Source organism: Micromonospora sp. CA-248212, from assembly GCF_050948405.1.
Lineage (GTDB): Bacteria > Actinomycetota > Actinomycetes > Mycobacteriales > Micromonosporaceae > Micromonospora.
Genome location: NZ_CP192023.1, coordinates 5,214,085 through 5,227,778, shown reverse-complemented (window position 1 = coordinate 5,227,778; position 13,694 = coordinate 5,214,085). Strand labels below are relative to the sequence as shown.

Annotated in this window: 11 protein-coding genes; 9 read left to right on the top strand and 2 right to left on the bottom strand. The window is 71.4% G+C overall.

Annotation, left to right across the window (positions count from 1 at the left end):
* The first annotated feature begins 21 nt into the window (after window positions 1–21).
* Both uvrC and ACQP03_RS24440 read left to right on the top strand, forming a co-directional pair.
* Complete coding sequence (uvrC, locus tag ACQP03_RS24445) at window positions 22–2,076, top strand: excinuclease ABC subunit UvrC (RefSeq protein WP_357399183.1); 2,055 nt, start codon at window positions 22–24, stop codon at window positions 2,074–2,076.
* Window positions 2,077–3,619: 1,543 nt separating this feature from the next.
* A complete protein-coding gene (locus tag ACQP03_RS24440; RefSeq protein ID WP_433458595.1) occupies window positions 3,620–4,294 on the top strand; it encodes a C39 family peptidase in 675 nt (224 codons plus the stop codon).
* 52 nt (window positions 4,295–4,346) lie between these two features.
* Here ACQP03_RS24440 and recQ read toward each other — a convergent pair whose 3' ends face one another.
* Together recQ and ACQP03_RS24430 are read right to left on the bottom strand one after the other, a co-directional pair.
* Window positions 4,347–6,188: a DNA helicase RecQ gene (recQ, locus tag ACQP03_RS24435; protein ID WP_433458629.1), complete on the bottom strand. Its 1,842-nt coding sequence runs from the start codon at window positions 6,186–6,188 to the stop codon at window positions 4,347–4,349.
* Window positions 6,189–6,260: 72 nt separating this feature from the next.
* Window positions 6,261–6,749 carry a hypothetical protein gene (locus ACQP03_RS24430; RefSeq protein WP_433458627.1) on the bottom strand — a complete coding sequence of 163 codons (489 nt, stop codon included), beginning with the start codon at window positions 6,747–6,749 and terminating at the stop codon, window positions 6,261–6,263.
* A 149-nt stretch (window positions 6,750–6,898) separates the two neighbouring features.
* Between ACQP03_RS24430 and ACQP03_RS24425 the strand changes: the two genes are divergently transcribed.
* The 7 genes from ACQP03_RS24425 (at window position 6,899) to ACQP03_RS24395 (ending at window position 13,692) form a co-directional block, all read left to right on the top strand.
* A complete protein-coding gene (locus ACQP03_RS24425; protein ID WP_433458625.1) occupies window positions 6,899–7,753 on the top strand; it encodes a DUF5753 domain-containing protein in 855 nt (284 codons plus the stop codon).
* Between the two features lie 24 nt (window positions 7,754–7,777).
* Window positions 7,778–7,981, top strand: a complete 204-nt coding sequence (locus tag ACQP03_RS24420; protein WP_433458623.1) for a DUF397 domain-containing protein — start codon at window positions 7,778–7,780, stop codon at window positions 7,979–7,981.
* A gap of 156 nt (window positions 7,982–8,137) precedes the next feature.
* Window positions 8,138–9,043: an RNase adapter RapZ gene (rapZ, locus tag ACQP03_RS24415; protein WP_357170844.1), complete on the top strand. Its 906-nt coding sequence runs from the start codon at window positions 8,138–8,140 to the stop codon at window positions 9,041–9,043.
* Window positions 9,040–10,191 carry a gluconeogenesis factor YvcK family protein gene (locus tag ACQP03_RS24410; RefSeq protein ID WP_357134272.1) on the top strand — a complete coding sequence of 384 codons (1,152 nt, stop codon included), beginning with the start codon at window positions 9,040–9,042 and terminating at the stop codon, window positions 10,189–10,191. Before rapZ ends, ACQP03_RS24410 begins: the two co-directional genes overlap by 4 nt.
* Before the next feature lie 54 nt (window positions 10,192–10,245).
* Window positions 10,246–11,226 (top strand): DNA-binding protein WhiA, encoded by a 981-nt coding sequence (gene whiA, locus ACQP03_RS24405; protein WP_030337350.1) that lies wholly within the window; start codon window positions 10,246–10,248, stop codon window positions 11,224–11,226.
* A gap of 265 nt (window positions 11,227–11,491) precedes the next feature.
* Entirely contained in the window at window positions 11,492–12,496 is a 1,005-nt protein-coding gene (gap, locus tag ACQP03_RS24400; RefSeq protein ID WP_357170846.1) for a type I glyceraldehyde-3-phosphate dehydrogenase, read from the top strand.
* Window positions 12,493–13,692: a phosphoglycerate kinase gene (locus ACQP03_RS24395; RefSeq protein WP_357170848.1), complete on the top strand. Its 1,200-nt coding sequence runs from the start codon at window positions 12,493–12,495 to the stop codon at window positions 13,690–13,692. The genes gap and ACQP03_RS24395 overlap by 4 nt, the downstream gene beginning before the upstream one ends.
* The last annotated feature ends 2 nt before the right edge of the window (window positions 13,693–13,694 follow it).

Here is a 13,694-nt window from a genome sequence, read left to right as displayed (position 1 = left end):
GTGCGGACTAGGCTTGGCGGTGTGGCTGACCCCTCGACCTACCGTCCCGCACCCGGCACCATCCCGGAGTCACCGGGGGTCTACCGCTTCCGCGACGGCACCGGCCGGGTGATCTACGTCGGCAAGGCGAAAAACCTGCGCAGCCGGCTCAACTCCTACTTCGGCGACGTCTGGAACCTGCACGAGCGCACCCGCCAGATGGTCACCACCGCCGAGTCGGTGGACTGGATCACCGTCGGCACCGAGGTCGAGGCGCTCCAGCAGGAGTTCACCTGGATCAAGCAGTACGATCCCCGGTTCAACGTCCGTTACCGCGACGACAAGTCGTACCCCTATCTGGCCGTCACCCTCGACGAGGAGTACCCGCGCCTCCAGGTGATGCGCGGCGCGAAACGCAAGGGTGTGCGCTACTTCGGGCCGTACTCGCACGCCTGGGCCATCCGCGAGACCCTCGACCTGCTGCTGCGGGTCTTCCCCGCGCGGACCTGCTCGGCCGGCGTGTTCAAGCGGGCCGGCCAGGTCGGCCGCCCCTGCCTGCTGGGCTACATCGGCAAGTGCTCGGCCCCGTGCGTCGGCACCGTCTCGGCCGACGAGCACCGTGCCATCGTCGACGGGTTCTGCGACTTCATGGCCGGCCGCACCGACACCATGGTCCGCAAGATCGAACGCGAGATGACCGAGGCCAGCGAGGCGTTGGAGTTCGAACGGGCCGCCCGCCTGCGCGACGACGTGGCCGCCCTGCGCCGGGCCATGGAGAAGCAGACCGTCGTGCTCGGCGACGGCACCGACGCCGACGTGGTCGCGTTCGCCGACGACCCGCTCGAGGCGGCCGTGCAGGTCTTCCACGTCCGCGACGGCCGGGTCCGCGGCCAGCGCGGCTGGGTGGTGGAGAAGACCGAGGACCTGACCACCGGCGACCTGGTGCACCACTTCTGCACCCAGGTGTACGGCGGCGAGCACGGCGAGGCGGACGTACCCCGTGAGCTTCTGGTGCCCGAGCTGCCGGCCGACGCGGACGCGCTCGCCGACTGGCTCACCAGCCACCGCGGCAGCCGGGTGTCGTTGCGCGTGCCGCAGCGCGGCGACAAGCGCACCCTGCTGGAGACGGTCGAGCGCAACGCCAAGGACGCGCTGGCCCGGCACAAGCTCAAACGCTCCGGCGACCTGACCACCCGCGGCAAGGCCCTCGACGAGATCAGCGAGGCGCTGGGCATGCGCACCTCGCCGTTGCGCATCGAGTGCTTCGACATCTCCCAGATCCAGGGCACCGATGTGGTGGCCAGCATGGTGGTCTTCGAGGACGGGTTGCCCCGCAAGAGCGAGTACCGGCGGTTCATCGTCCGGGGCGCCACCGACGACCTGTCCGCGATGTCCGAGGTGCTGCGTCGCCGCTTTGCCCGCTACCTCGACGCGCGGGCCGAGACGGGCGAGGTGGGTGTGGAGTCGGCCGACGACCCGTCCACCCCGGTCGACCCCGTCGATCCGCAGGTCGGTGTCCTGATCGACCCGACCACCGGCCGGCCGCGAAAGTTCGCGTACCCGCCGCAGCTGGTGGTCGTCGACGGCGGCGCCCCGCAGGTCGCGGCCGCCGCGCAGGCCCTCGCCGACCTGGGCATCGACGACGTCGCGCTCTGCGGCCTCGCGAAGCGGCTGGAGGAGGTCTGGCTCCCGGACGACGAGTTCCCGGTCATCCTGCCGCGCACCTCCGAGGGCCTCTACCTGCTGCAACGCGTCCGCGACGAGGCGCACCGCTTCGCCATCACGTTCCACCGCCAGCGCCGCTCCAAGCGGATGACCGAGTCGGCGCTGGACAATGTCCCCGGCCTGGGCGAGGTACGCCGCAAGGCGCTGCTACGCCACTTCGGCTCGCTCAAGCGGCTCTCCACGGCAACCGTCGACGAGATCACCGAGGTACCCGGGGTCGGTCGTCGTACCGCCGAGGCGATCCTGGCCGCCCTGGAGACGGGGGTGCCGGCCGACACCGGCGCGGAGGCGACCTCCGACGCGGGGAGCGCACCCCCTGCGGGGGCGGCTTCTGCCGCTGAGCCAGCGGTCGAGGGCTTGCCTTCGCCATGATCGACTCGACTTCGGCGATATCGGGCTATCAACCGGCTGGTATAGCGCGCTATCGCCGAAGTCGTGTGGATCACCACCTCGCCCGGGGCGCGCATGCTCCTGCCGCGCGCCGTATGGGCGACATAACCTGATATAGGCGACGATCCGGGCCCGTCCTGTCGGGCCGGCATAGTGGGGTCACCGGGGCAGAGCGGCACTTTGCCGGCCTGGGCGCTGCTCCGCACGCCTGCTCGCGGTGTCGCCCGTGAGCAGCTGCCTGTCCACCTACCTGAATACGGAACGCGCCGCCGCCGCAGACCCCATGATCGTGCTCGATCCTGGTTGTAGTGGCCTCGGCCGCGCGGCGAGGGGCCTCTTTCCTAGTTCGAGCACGATCTTGCCCCGCGTGCGCCGTCTCACCCTCAGTTGGGCTGGTGCGCCCTGGTCGGTGAGACAACACTTTCGGGGATGTTGCTGCCTCACGACGGGCTGAGGCAGCAACATCCCCGATATTGCGCAGATCATCGGACCCGCCCAGGCGTGGCCTGTCGGCGTCGGCATCGGCTCGGCTCGGGTCGAGTCGGCTCGGCTCGGGTCGGCTCGCGTCCGCTCGGCTTCGGCTCGCGTCGGGTCGCGTCGGGTCGGCTCGCGTCCGCTCGGCTTCGGGTCGCGTCGGGTCGCGTCGGGTCGGCTCGGCTCGCGTCGGGTCGGGTCGGGTCGCCTCGGGTCGGGTCGGGTCGCCTCGGGTCGGGTCGGGCGTCACGATTTGTCTGGTTTTGGTGGTCGGGTGGCGCTTGGGTACTCGGGTCGATCGTGCCCGCGCCGCGATCGACTCCAGGTCGCCGATGTGGGGGCATCCTTTGTGCGTAGATGCCGCCACTTCGGCGATGTCGAGTCGATCATCCTCGGTGGGGCTTGACTGTCTGTCCCGCCTGGGCGGTTTGTCCTGTTCAGGGGTGGGTGCCGTGACGGGCCGCATTCAGGCGGCGGAAATCGCGGGCCGGGTCGGGTCGTTGTATCTGGCACGCCGCCGCGACCCTCGGGTCACAGCCGCACGACACCGGTCGCAGTGCGCCACAGCCGCCGGGAACACCCGCTGGGCGGCGTCGTTACATCCCCCGCACCGCCGAGCAGCACAGCAGCACAGCAGCGCAGGCCGGTAGTCACGGCCGGGAACATCCGCCGGGTCGGCGTCGTTACACCCTCCGCACGGCCGAGCAGCACGCCAGCGCAGGCCGGTAGTCACGGCCGGGAACACCCGCTGGGTCGGTGTCGTTACATCCCCCGCACGGCCGAGTAGCTCGCCGGCCCAGAGCCGGTAGCCGCGGCCGGGAACACCCTCCGGGCCGGTGTCGTTACATCCCCGCACGGCCGAGCACCACCGGCCGTCCCCGGTCCACCAGCGGGGGAATGATCCGCTGACCCGGACCGTTGGACCACCCTCCGGAACATCCGAGCAGGCCCCTGCTGGGCCGCCGGCTGATCCCCCCACGATCTTTCCCCGCCTTGGCGCGCCCCCGTGTGCCGAGTGCGCGTTTCCCCCGACGCAGAGGAGCACGCCATCATGCGTACCGATCTGATTCGTAAGGCCGCTCTGACCGCTGCTGGTCTCGCGTTCACCGGCGGCGCTATCGCTGGTCCCGTTACGGCCGCGTTCGCCGCGGAGAGCACCGCCAAGCCGACGTCCCAGTCGCAGTCGCAGTCGCAGTCTGAGCGTAAGGGTCATGGTGAGCGGCAGTTGGGTGTGCGGTATGAGGCGCAGCCGAACTTCTACTACTGCGGTCCGGCCGCTACCCGTAACGCGCTGAGTGTGCAGGGCAAGGACATCAGCGTGGACGCGATGGCCAAGGAGATGGGCACCACCGAGGCCGGGACCAACAGCATTAACGACATCACGCCGGTGTTGAACAAGGAGACCGGTAAGTCGGACGCCTACCACAGCGTGGAGATCAGCAAGCCCGACGCCGACGCCACCCAGACCGACCGGTTGCGCGCCGACATCGTCAAGACCGTTGATGACGGTCGGGCCGTGGTCGCGAACATCGCCGGCACCAGCGTCGACACCGACGGCAACACGCACTCCTTCGAGGGCGGGCACTACATCAGCGTCGTGGGCTACCGCGATGCCGGCAACACCGTGCGGATCGCCGACTCCGCCGATGCGAACACCGCCGCCTACGACATCACCGTCGAGCACCTCGCGGACTGGATCGCCACCCGCGGCTACGCCACCAGCTGACAACCAACGACAAGGGCCGGACCCCACGGGGTCCGGCCCTTTCGGCATAAGGTCACTCGCCGGCGAGGACGGCCAGGATCTGCTCGCCGTACTTGGCGAGTTTGTTCTCGCCGACGCCGTTGACGCGGGACAGTTCGGCCAGCGAGGTGGGCTCGTCGCTCGCGATCTGGCGCAGCGTCGCGTCGTGGAAGATGACGTACGCCGGAACGCCCTGCTCCTTGGCGGTGGCCGCCCGCCAGGCGCGCAGCCGTTCGAAGACGGACGCGGCGGCCGGGGTCAGCTCGGCCACGACGGTGGACGAGCCGCGCGGCTTCGACGAGCGGCTCGACGCCGGCCTCTCCGGTTCGCGGCGCATGGTGACGGTACGACGACGGCCCAGCACGTCGGCGCTCGCCTCGGTCAGCGCGAGCGTGCCGTAGTCGCCCTCGACGGCGAGCAGCCCTTCGGCGAGGAGCTGCCGGACCACGCCCCGCCACTCGGCCTCGCTCAACTCCGTGCCGATACCGAAGACGGTCAGCGCGTCGTGACCGTACTGGCTGATCTTGTCGGTCTGCTTGCCGAGCAGGATGTCGACGCAGTGCCCGGCGCCGAACCGCTGGTTGCGTTCGCGGTCGAGGCGGAACACGGTGGACAGCAGCTTCTGGGCGGCGACCGTGCCGTCCCAGGACTCCGGCGGGTTGAGGCAGGTGTCGCAGTTGCCGCAGGCCGAGGTTTCGCTCTCGCCGAAGTATTCGAGTAGCTGCACCCGGCGGCACCGGACCGTCTCGCAGAGCGCGAGCATCGCGTCGAGGTGCGCGGCGAGGTTGCGGCGATGGGCCAGGTCGCCGTCGGACGTCTCGATCATCTTGCGCTGCTGCACCACGTCCTGCAGGCCGTACGCCAGCCAGGCGGTGGACGGCAGCCCGTCGCGGCCGGCGCGGCCGGTCTCCTGGTAGTAGCCCTCGACCGACTTGGGCAGGTCGAGGTGGGCCACGAAGCGGACGTCGGGCTTGTCGATGCCCATGCCGAAGGCGATGGTGGCCACCATGACCAGGCCGTCCTCGCGCAGGAAGCGGTGCTGGTTGGCGGCGCGGGTCGCCGCGTCGAGGCCGGCGTGGTAGGGCAGCGCGGCGATGCCGTTGGCGGTCAGGAACTCGGCGGTCTTGTCGACCGAGGCGCGGGACAGGCAGTAGACGATGCCCGCGTCACCGGGATGCTCGTCGCGCAGCAGGGCGAGCAGTTGCTTGCGGGGCTCCCGCTTGGGCACGATCCGGTACTGGATGTTGGGCCGGTCGAAGCTGGCCACGAAGTGTCGCGCCTCGTCGAGGCCCAGCCTGCTGGCGATCTCGCGGCGGGTGGCGCTCGTCGCGGTGGCGGTCAACGCGATGCGGGGGACCTGCGGCCACCGCTCGTGCAGCATCGACAGGGCCAGGTAGTCGGGCCGGAAGTCGTGCCCCCACTGCGACACGCAGTGCGCCTCGTCGATCGCGAACAGGGAGATGCGCCCCCGGTCCAGCAGGGCGAGGGTGGACCGGACGCCGAGCGCCTCCGGCGCCAGGTAAAGCAGGTCCAGCTCGCCGGCCACGAAGGCCGCCTCGACCCGGCGGCGGGCGTCGAGGGTCTGCGTCGAGTTGAGGAAGCCGGCGCGTACGCCGACCGCGGTGAGCGCGTCCACCTGGTCCTGCATGAGCGCGATCAGCGGCGACACGACGACCGCGACGCCGTCGCGGACCAGGGCCGGGATCTGGTAGCACAGCGATTTGCCGCCACCGGTGGGCATCAGCACCAGCGCGTCGCCGCCGGCGACGACATGGTCGATGACCTGCTGCTGGAAGCCGCGGAAGGCGTCGTAGCCGAACACCCGGCGCAGCGCCGCCAGCGCGTCGTCGGTCCGCAGGTCGGTCGGGGAAGCCATCCGGGGAGTCTACGAGCCCTCCCCGACAGCATCGCCCGCACGGCGGCCGGCGCGTCCGCCGCGCCGCGACGGTCACTGCGCCGACGTGCCGTCTCCGTCGCCCCAGCAGAGCCCGCCGATGCCGGCCGCGCTGTGGAAGCCGGGGTGTCCGTTGACGTCCATGCAGACTTCGTTGTCGGGGCCGCTCCGGCCGCAGAACACCGGCTCGACGTGGTGCCAGGCGTCGGCCCGGGACAGCAGCGCCGCCCCGGCGGCCACCTCGGGGCGCAGGGTGGTCAACCCCTCCGTGTAGACGACGGCCTGGTCGCGGGCCTCCGTCAGGTCCGTCGCCAGGTAGGACAGGTGCAGCGTCCAGCGCCGGGCCGCCGGCCGCTCGCGCTCCGTCGGACCCAGAGCGATGAGGTACGACGACAGTGTCTCCGGCGTTGCCAACGCGAATTCGATGGCGGCCCGGACCCGCTCGGACACGTCGGCCCGGTCGAGCAGGTCGGTCAGGTCGTCCTGGCCGTCACGGGGTCGCCGGGACTCACCATCCCAACGAGACGATTGATTGTCCGTCACGATGCCCTGCCTCTCCGTAGCGGATCCTCGTCAAGAGCCTGGACCAGGCGAGGCAAAAATGCAACGTCGCCATTCTTTGGAAACAGATGCTTGAGGTGTGGTCGCTCTTGGGTAAGAATCGATCACTCACAGTGGAGGTGACGGCGGCGATGGCACAGGTGCCCAGTCCGACGATCAGAGCCCGCCGGCTGCGGCGCGAGTTGCGCCGCCTGCGGGACCGCACCGGGCACACCGCCGAGGAGGTTGCCAAGATCCTGGGCTGGCACCGGACGAAGGTCATCCGCTTCGAACTCGGACACTCGCGGGTGATGCCCAAGGACCTGCCCCCGCTGCTCGACCTCTACGACGCATCCGAGGGCGAGCGGGAGTCGCTGAACGCGCTGCTGCGGCAGTCCCGGCAGAAGGGGTGGTGGAGCGCGTACGGCGACGTGCTGCCGGACGACTTCGTCGGCTTCGAGGCGGAGGCGACGTCGATCAGCGCGTTCGAGTGTCTGTACGTTCCCGGCCTGTTGCAGACGGAGCAGTACGTCCGCGCCATCGTCAGAGCGGGCCGCAGCACCGCCGACCAGGACGAGACCGACCGAGTGGTGGCGGCCCGGCTCGCCCGCAAGGCTCTGTTGTCGCGTGACCTGCCGCCGAAGCTGTGGATGGTGCTGGACGAGGCGGCGATCCGACGGGTGGTCGGTGGCCCGAAGGTGATGCGTGCGCAGCTCGCCCGCCTGATCGAAGCGTGCGCGATGCCCTCGGTCGAGATCCAGGTCCTGCCGTTCTCGGCCGGGGCGCACGCGGCGATGGCCGGAGCCTTCACCCTGCTGGACTACGCCGACCCGGTGCTCGACCCGGCCGTCGTGTATCTCAGTAACGACTCCAGCACGCTGTTGCTGGAGGAGGACCGGCACGTGGCCCGATATAAACTCATGTTCGACCACCTTCGGGCCAAGGCACTCGACCCTGACCGGTCTGCGGACCTTCTCGCGCGGGTTGCTGCTGAGGTCCCGGACTGAGTCCGACACCTTGGAGCGCTGCCGATGGTCCCCGCGAAGCTGGCACGGGTTTCCTGGCGAAAGAGCAGCCGTAGCGGCGCGAACGATTCGAACTGCGTCGAGGTGGCCGTACTCCCCGAGGGGCTGGCGGTGCGGGACTCCAAGGACCCGGGCGGCCCGGCGCTCGTCTTCGGTCGGGACGCCTGGTCGTCGTTCGTGACCGGTCTGCGGCGCGATCCGCGCGGCTGAACGTTCCGTCGTCGGAGGGCGGCGCTACCACGCCATCGGCTCGCCCGCGGCGCGCGGCGGCGGGCGTGCCCGTGCCCACCCCGACCGGCGGGATAGAGTCGCTGATTGACCAATCGCGGCCGATGGCGGCCGCGGCGCCACGTCTTGGGGGTACGGGTGAGCGAGGCGCACACTGTCGGTGACGGGCAGCCGACGGCCGAGTCGGAGACCACCCTGGTGGTGGTCACCGGGCTGTCCGGTGGCGGTCGCAGCACCGTCGCCCGCGCGTTGGAGAACGTCGGCTACTACGTCGTGGACAACCTGCCGCAGGCGCTCATGCTCGACATGGCCGAGCTGGCGTTCAAGGCCGGCGGCGCCGCCCGGCGTACGGCGATGGTCCTGGACGTGCGCTCGCGCGCCTTCTCCACCGACCTGGCGGGGGCTATCCGGGAGCTGAAGGAGCGCGGCTTCTCGCCCCGGGTGGTGTTCGTCGACGCCGACGACGAGGTGCTGATCCGTCGGTTCGAGAGTGTCCGGCGCTCGCACCCGTTGCAGGGTGACGGGCGGCTCGCCGACGGTATCGCCGTCGAGCGCGGGCTGCTGGAGGAGGCCCGCGACCAGGCCGACGTGATCATCGACACCAGCCACCTGAACGTCAACCAGCTCCGCCGGCGCATCGAGGAGCTGTTCGGCGGCGAGGACGCCCGTCGGCTGCGGGTGACCGTGCTCTCGTTCGGCTTCAAGTACGGCCTGCCGCCGGACGCCGACTTCGTGCTGGACGCCCGGTTCCTGCCCAACCCGTACTGGGTGCCGGAGCTGCGCGAGCACACCGGCCGGGAGGAGGCGGTCAGCGCGTACGTGCTGGGGCAGGAGGGCGCGGACGCCTTCGTCGCCTCGTACGCCGACCTGGTCAACGCCACCACCACGGGGTTCGAGCGGGAGGGCAAGCGGTACCTGACCGTGGCCGTGGGCTGCACCGGCGGCAAGCACCGCAGCGTGGCCATCGCCGAGGAGCTGGCCGGCCGGCTGCGTCAGTCGGGGCTGGCGGCGAACGCCCAGCACCGCGACCTGGGGCGGGAATGACGACGCGCCGGGTGGTGGCGTTCGGCGGCGGGCACGGCCTGTCGGCGTCGCTGCGCGCGCTGCGGCACTGCGCCCCCGAACTCGACCTGGACATCACCGCCGTGGTGACGGTCGGCGACGACGGCGGTTCCAGTGGCCGGCTGCGCGCCGAACGGGGTGGCCTGCCCCCGGGTGACCTGCGGCAGGCCCTGGTCGCGCTGGCCGGCGACCATCCGGCCACCCGACGCAGCGCCGGGCTCTTCCAGCACCGCTTCGCGGCGGCGCAGGCTGTCCGCGTACCCCAGCATGCCGGGACCGACGCGGCCCCGGCGGCGCGCGACGCGCCCGGCGTGGGCGCGGACCCGGTTGCCCGAGCGCACGCGACCCCGGCAGCCGGCGACGCGCTGCGGACGGACGCGGACCCGGTTGCCCGAAAGCCGACAGACGCGGACCCGGCGGCGGGTGACGGGGCCCGCGCGGACGGCCTGGCCGGGCACGCAGTGGGCAACCTGGTGCTCAGCGGCCTCATGGAGCTGCTCGGCGACCCGGTGGCGGCGCTGGAGCACGCCGGGGCGATGCTCGGCGCGGTCGGGCGGGTGCTGCCGATGTCGCGCCAGCCGGTCGACATCGAGGCGCGGGTGCGCGGGGTCGACCCGGACGCCCCGGACGAGGTGCGGACCGTGCGCGGTCAGCACCAGGTGGCGGTCACGACCGGGCGGGTCGAGTCGCTGCGCCTGACGCCGGCCGCCCCGGCGGCCTGCGCCGAGGCCCTGGCCGCGATCGGCGCGGCGGACTGGTTGATCTTCGGGCCGGGTAGCTGGTACACGAGCGTGCTGCCGCACCTGCTGGTGCCGCAGTTGGCCGACGCGATCGTGTCCAGCTCGGCCCGACGCCTGGTCACGCTGAACCTGGCCGCGGAGAAGGAGACCCTCGGCCTCTCGGTCGCCGATCATCTGGCGGCGCTGCACTGGTACCTGCCGGAGCTGAAGGTTGATCTCGTGCTGGCGGACGCCAAGGCGGTGGGTGACCCGGAACCGGTCGAACGTGCGGCAGAATCGCTGGGTGCCCGCCTGGTCCTAGCCCCCGTCGCCGTCACCGACGGCACTCCCCGCCATGATCCGGCTGCCCTGGGCGCCGCGCTGGTGCCTGTCCTGGGCGCCGATCGTTAGACACGTACGTAATCACCGGCGACACGCCGGAACAGGTCCGTGAGGGGACGCACAATGGCGATGACGGCTGCGGTCAAGGACGAGCTGAGTCGGGTCGACGTGCCCAAGCCCTGCTGTCGGCGGGCGGAGATGGCCGCGCTGCTGCGCTTCGCCGGAGGGCTGCACATCGTCTCCGGCCGGGTGGTGGTGGAGGCGGAGCTGGACACCGGCGCGGTGGCGCGTCGGCTGCGCCGGGAGATCGCCGAGGTCTACGGCTACCCGAGCGAGATCCACGTGCTCGCCTCCGGCGGGCTGCGCAAGGGCAGCCACTTCATCGTCCGGGTGGTCAAGGACGGCGAGGCGCTCGCGCGGCAGACCGGCCTGCTGGACGTGCGCGGCCGGCCGGTGCGGGGGCTGCCCCCGCACGTGGTGGCGGCGAACGTCTGCTGCGCGGTCTCGGCGTGGCGGGGCGCGTTCATGGCGCACGGCTCGCTCACCGAGCCCGGCCGCTCCAGCGCGTTGGAGATCACCTGCCCGGGGCCGGAGTCGGCGCTCGCGCTGGTCGGCGCGGCCCGCCGGATCGGCATCACGGCCAAGAACCGTGAGGTACGCGGGGTGGACCGGGTCGTCGTCAAGGACGGCGACGCGATCGCCGCGCTGCTCACCCGCATCGGCGCGCACTCCAGCGTGCTGGCCTGGGAGGAACGTCGGGTACGCCGGGAGGTGCGGGCCACCGCCAACCGGCTCGCGAACTTCGACGACGCGAACCTGCGCCGCTCGGCGCGCGCCGCGGTGGCCGCCGCCGCCCGGGTCACCCGCGCCCTGGAGATCCTGGCCGACGAGGCCCCCAACCACCTCACCGACGCGGGGAGGCTGCGCCTGGAGCACCGGCAGGCGTCGCTGGAGGAGCTGGGGGCGCTGGCCGACCCGCCGCTGACCAAGGACGCCATCGCCGGGCGGATCCGCCGCCTGCTGGCGCTGGCCGACAAGCGGGCCCGGGACCTCGGCATCCCGGATACGGAAGCAGCCGTCACGCCCGACATGCTCGTGGTCTGATAGGACGGTGGGCCCGTACGGTGCGCCGGGAGCACGCCCCGGCGCGGCGTGCTCCCGCACGCTCGGATAGGGTCGCTGAGTACGGCAAGGGGGCCGACATCGGCACCTCTCGTCGTGCCCACCGCCTCGGGCGGTCAGGTCCTCAGACCGCGCGGCGGGGTGGCCGAGATGAACCGTCGACGGCCGGCTCCAACGGTCGGCGCACACCATTCCCGCCGGCCCGTTGAGTCAAGCCGGCGGACCAGAACGCGAGGAGATGGGACCTGTGACCATCCGGGTTGGCATCAACGGCTTTGGCCGAATCGGCCGTAACTTCTTCCGGGCAGTGCTGGCGTCCGACGCCGACATCGAGGTCGTGGCGGTCAACGACCTGACCGACAACGGCACGCTCGCCCACCTGCTCAAGTACGACAGCATCCTGGGTCGCCTGCCGTACGAGGTGAAGGCCACCGCCGACGAGATCACCGTCGGTGGCAAGACCATCAAGGCGTTCGCCGAGAAGGACCCGGCGGCGCTGGCGTGGGGCGAGGTCGGCGCGGACGTCGTCATCGAGTCGACGGGCTTCTTCACCGACGGCACCAAGGCCAAGGCGCACATCGACGGCGGCGCCAAGAAGGTCATCATCTCCGCCCCGGCGAAGAACGAGGACGTCACCGTGGTCATGGGTGTCAACCACGACACCTACGACCCGGCGAAGCACACCATCATCTCCAACGCCTCGTGCACGACGAACTGCCTCGCCCCGATGGCGAAGGTCCTGCAGGACACGTTCGGCATCACCAAGGGTCTGATGACGACGATCCACGCGTACACCCAGGACCAGAACCTGCAGGACGCGCCGCACAAGGACCTGCGCCGGGCGCGCGCCGCCGCGCTGAACATCGTCCCGACCTCCACCGGCGCCGCGAAGGCCATCGGCCTGGTGCTGCCGGAGCTGAAGGGCAAGCTCGACGGGTACGCGCTGCGGGTGCCGATCCCGACCGGCTCGGCCACCGACCTGACCGTCGAGGTCGGCCGGGAGACCACCGTGGACGAGGTCAACGCCGCGCTGAAGGCCGCCGCGGAGGGCCCGCTCAAGGGCATCCTGGTCTACAACGAGGACCCGATCGTCTCCTCCGACATCGTCACCGACCCGGCGTCGTGCATCTTCGACGCGCCGCTGACCAAGGTCATCGGCAACCAGGTCAAGGTCGTCGGCTGGTACGACAACGAGTGGGGCTACTCGAACCGCCTCGTCGACCTCGTCAAGCTGGTCGGTACCTCGCTGTGAGCATCCGGACCCTCGACGACCTGCTCGCCGAGGGGGTGTCGGGTCGGCGCGTGCTGGTGCGCGCCGACCTGAACGTCCCGCTCGACAAGCAGTCCGGTGCCATCACCGACGACGGCCGCATCCGCGCCGTGCTGCCGACCCTGGGCGCGCTGGTCGAGGCCGGCGCGAAGGTGGTCGTCTGCTCGCACCTGGGCCGCCCGAAGGGCGCGCCCGACCCGCAGTTCAGCCTGAGCCCGGTCGCCGACCGGCTCGGTGAGCTGCTCGGCGCGCCGGTGCACTTCGCCACCGACACCGTCGGTGACTCCGCCCGCTCGACCGTCGCCGACCTGGCCGACGGCCAGGTCGCCCTGCTGGAGAACCTGCGCTTCAACGCCGGTGAGACCAGCAAGGACGAGGCCGACCGGGGCGCGTTCGCCGACCAGCTCGCCGCGTTCGGCGACGCGTACGTCGACGACGCGTTCGGCGCCGTGCACCGCAAGCACGCCAGCGTGTACGACGTGCCGGCGCGGCTGCCGCACGTGGCCGGCCGGCTGGTGCTGCGCGAGGTCGAGGTGCTCTCCAAGCTGACCAGCGAGCCCGAGCGGCCGTACGTGGTGGTGCTCGGCGGGTCCAAGGTCTCCGACAAGCTGGCCGTGATCGAGGCGCTGCTGCCGACGGTCGACCGGCTGCTCATCGGCGGCGGGATGTGCTTCACCTTCCTCAAGGCCCAGGGCCTGGAGGTGGGCACCTCGCTGCTGGAGAAGGACATGGTCGAGACCTGCCGCAACCTGCTGGAGCGGGCCGACGGCAAGATCCTGCTCCCGGTCGACGTGGTGGTCGCGGACGCGTTCGCGCCGGACGCCGCGCACGACACGGTCCGCGTCGACGGCATCCCGAGCCACCGGCTCGGCCTGGACATCGGCCCGGAGACGGTGGCCGGCTTCGCCGCCGCCCTGTCCCAGGCGAAGACGATCTTCTGGAACGGGCCGATGGGCGTGTTCGAGATGGCCGCCTTCGCGGCCGGCACCCGGGGTGTCGCCGAGGCGATCACCAAGGCCGACGCGTTCAGCGTCGTCGGCGGCGGTGACAGCGCGGCGGCCGTGCGGGCGTTGGGCCTGGACGAGTCGAGCTTCGGTCACATCTCCACCGGTGGCGGCGCCTCCCTGGAGTACCTGGAGGGCAAGACCCTCCCCGGCATCGCGGCCCTGGAGAACTGAGC

What these genes read in the sequence shown, in the direction of transcription:
- ACQP03_RS24440 (WP_433458595.1), top strand. Translation starts at nt 3,620, where the DNA reads ATGCGTACCGATCTGATTCGTAAGGCCGCTCTGACCGCTGCTGGTCTC.
- recQ (WP_433458629.1), bottom strand. Translation starts at nt 6,188, where the DNA reads ATGGCTTCCCCGACCGACCTGCGGACCGACGACGCGCTGGCGGCGCTG.
- ACQP03_RS24425 (WP_433458625.1), top strand. Translation starts at nt 6,899, where the DNA reads ATGGCACAGGTGCCCAGTCCGACGATCAGAGCCCGCCGGCTGCGGCGC.
- ACQP03_RS24420 (WP_433458623.1), top strand. Translation starts at nt 7,778, where the DNA reads ATGGTCCCCGCGAAGCTGGCACGGGTTTCCTGGCGAAAGAGCAGCCGT.
- ACQP03_RS24410 (WP_357134272.1), top strand. Translation starts at nt 9,040, where the DNA reads ATGACGACGCGCCGGGTGGTGGCGTTCGGCGGCGGGCACGGCCTGTCG.
- whiA (WP_030337350.1), top strand. Translation starts at nt 10,246, where the DNA reads ATGGCGATGACGGCTGCGGTCAAGGACGAGCTGAGTCGGGTCGACGTG.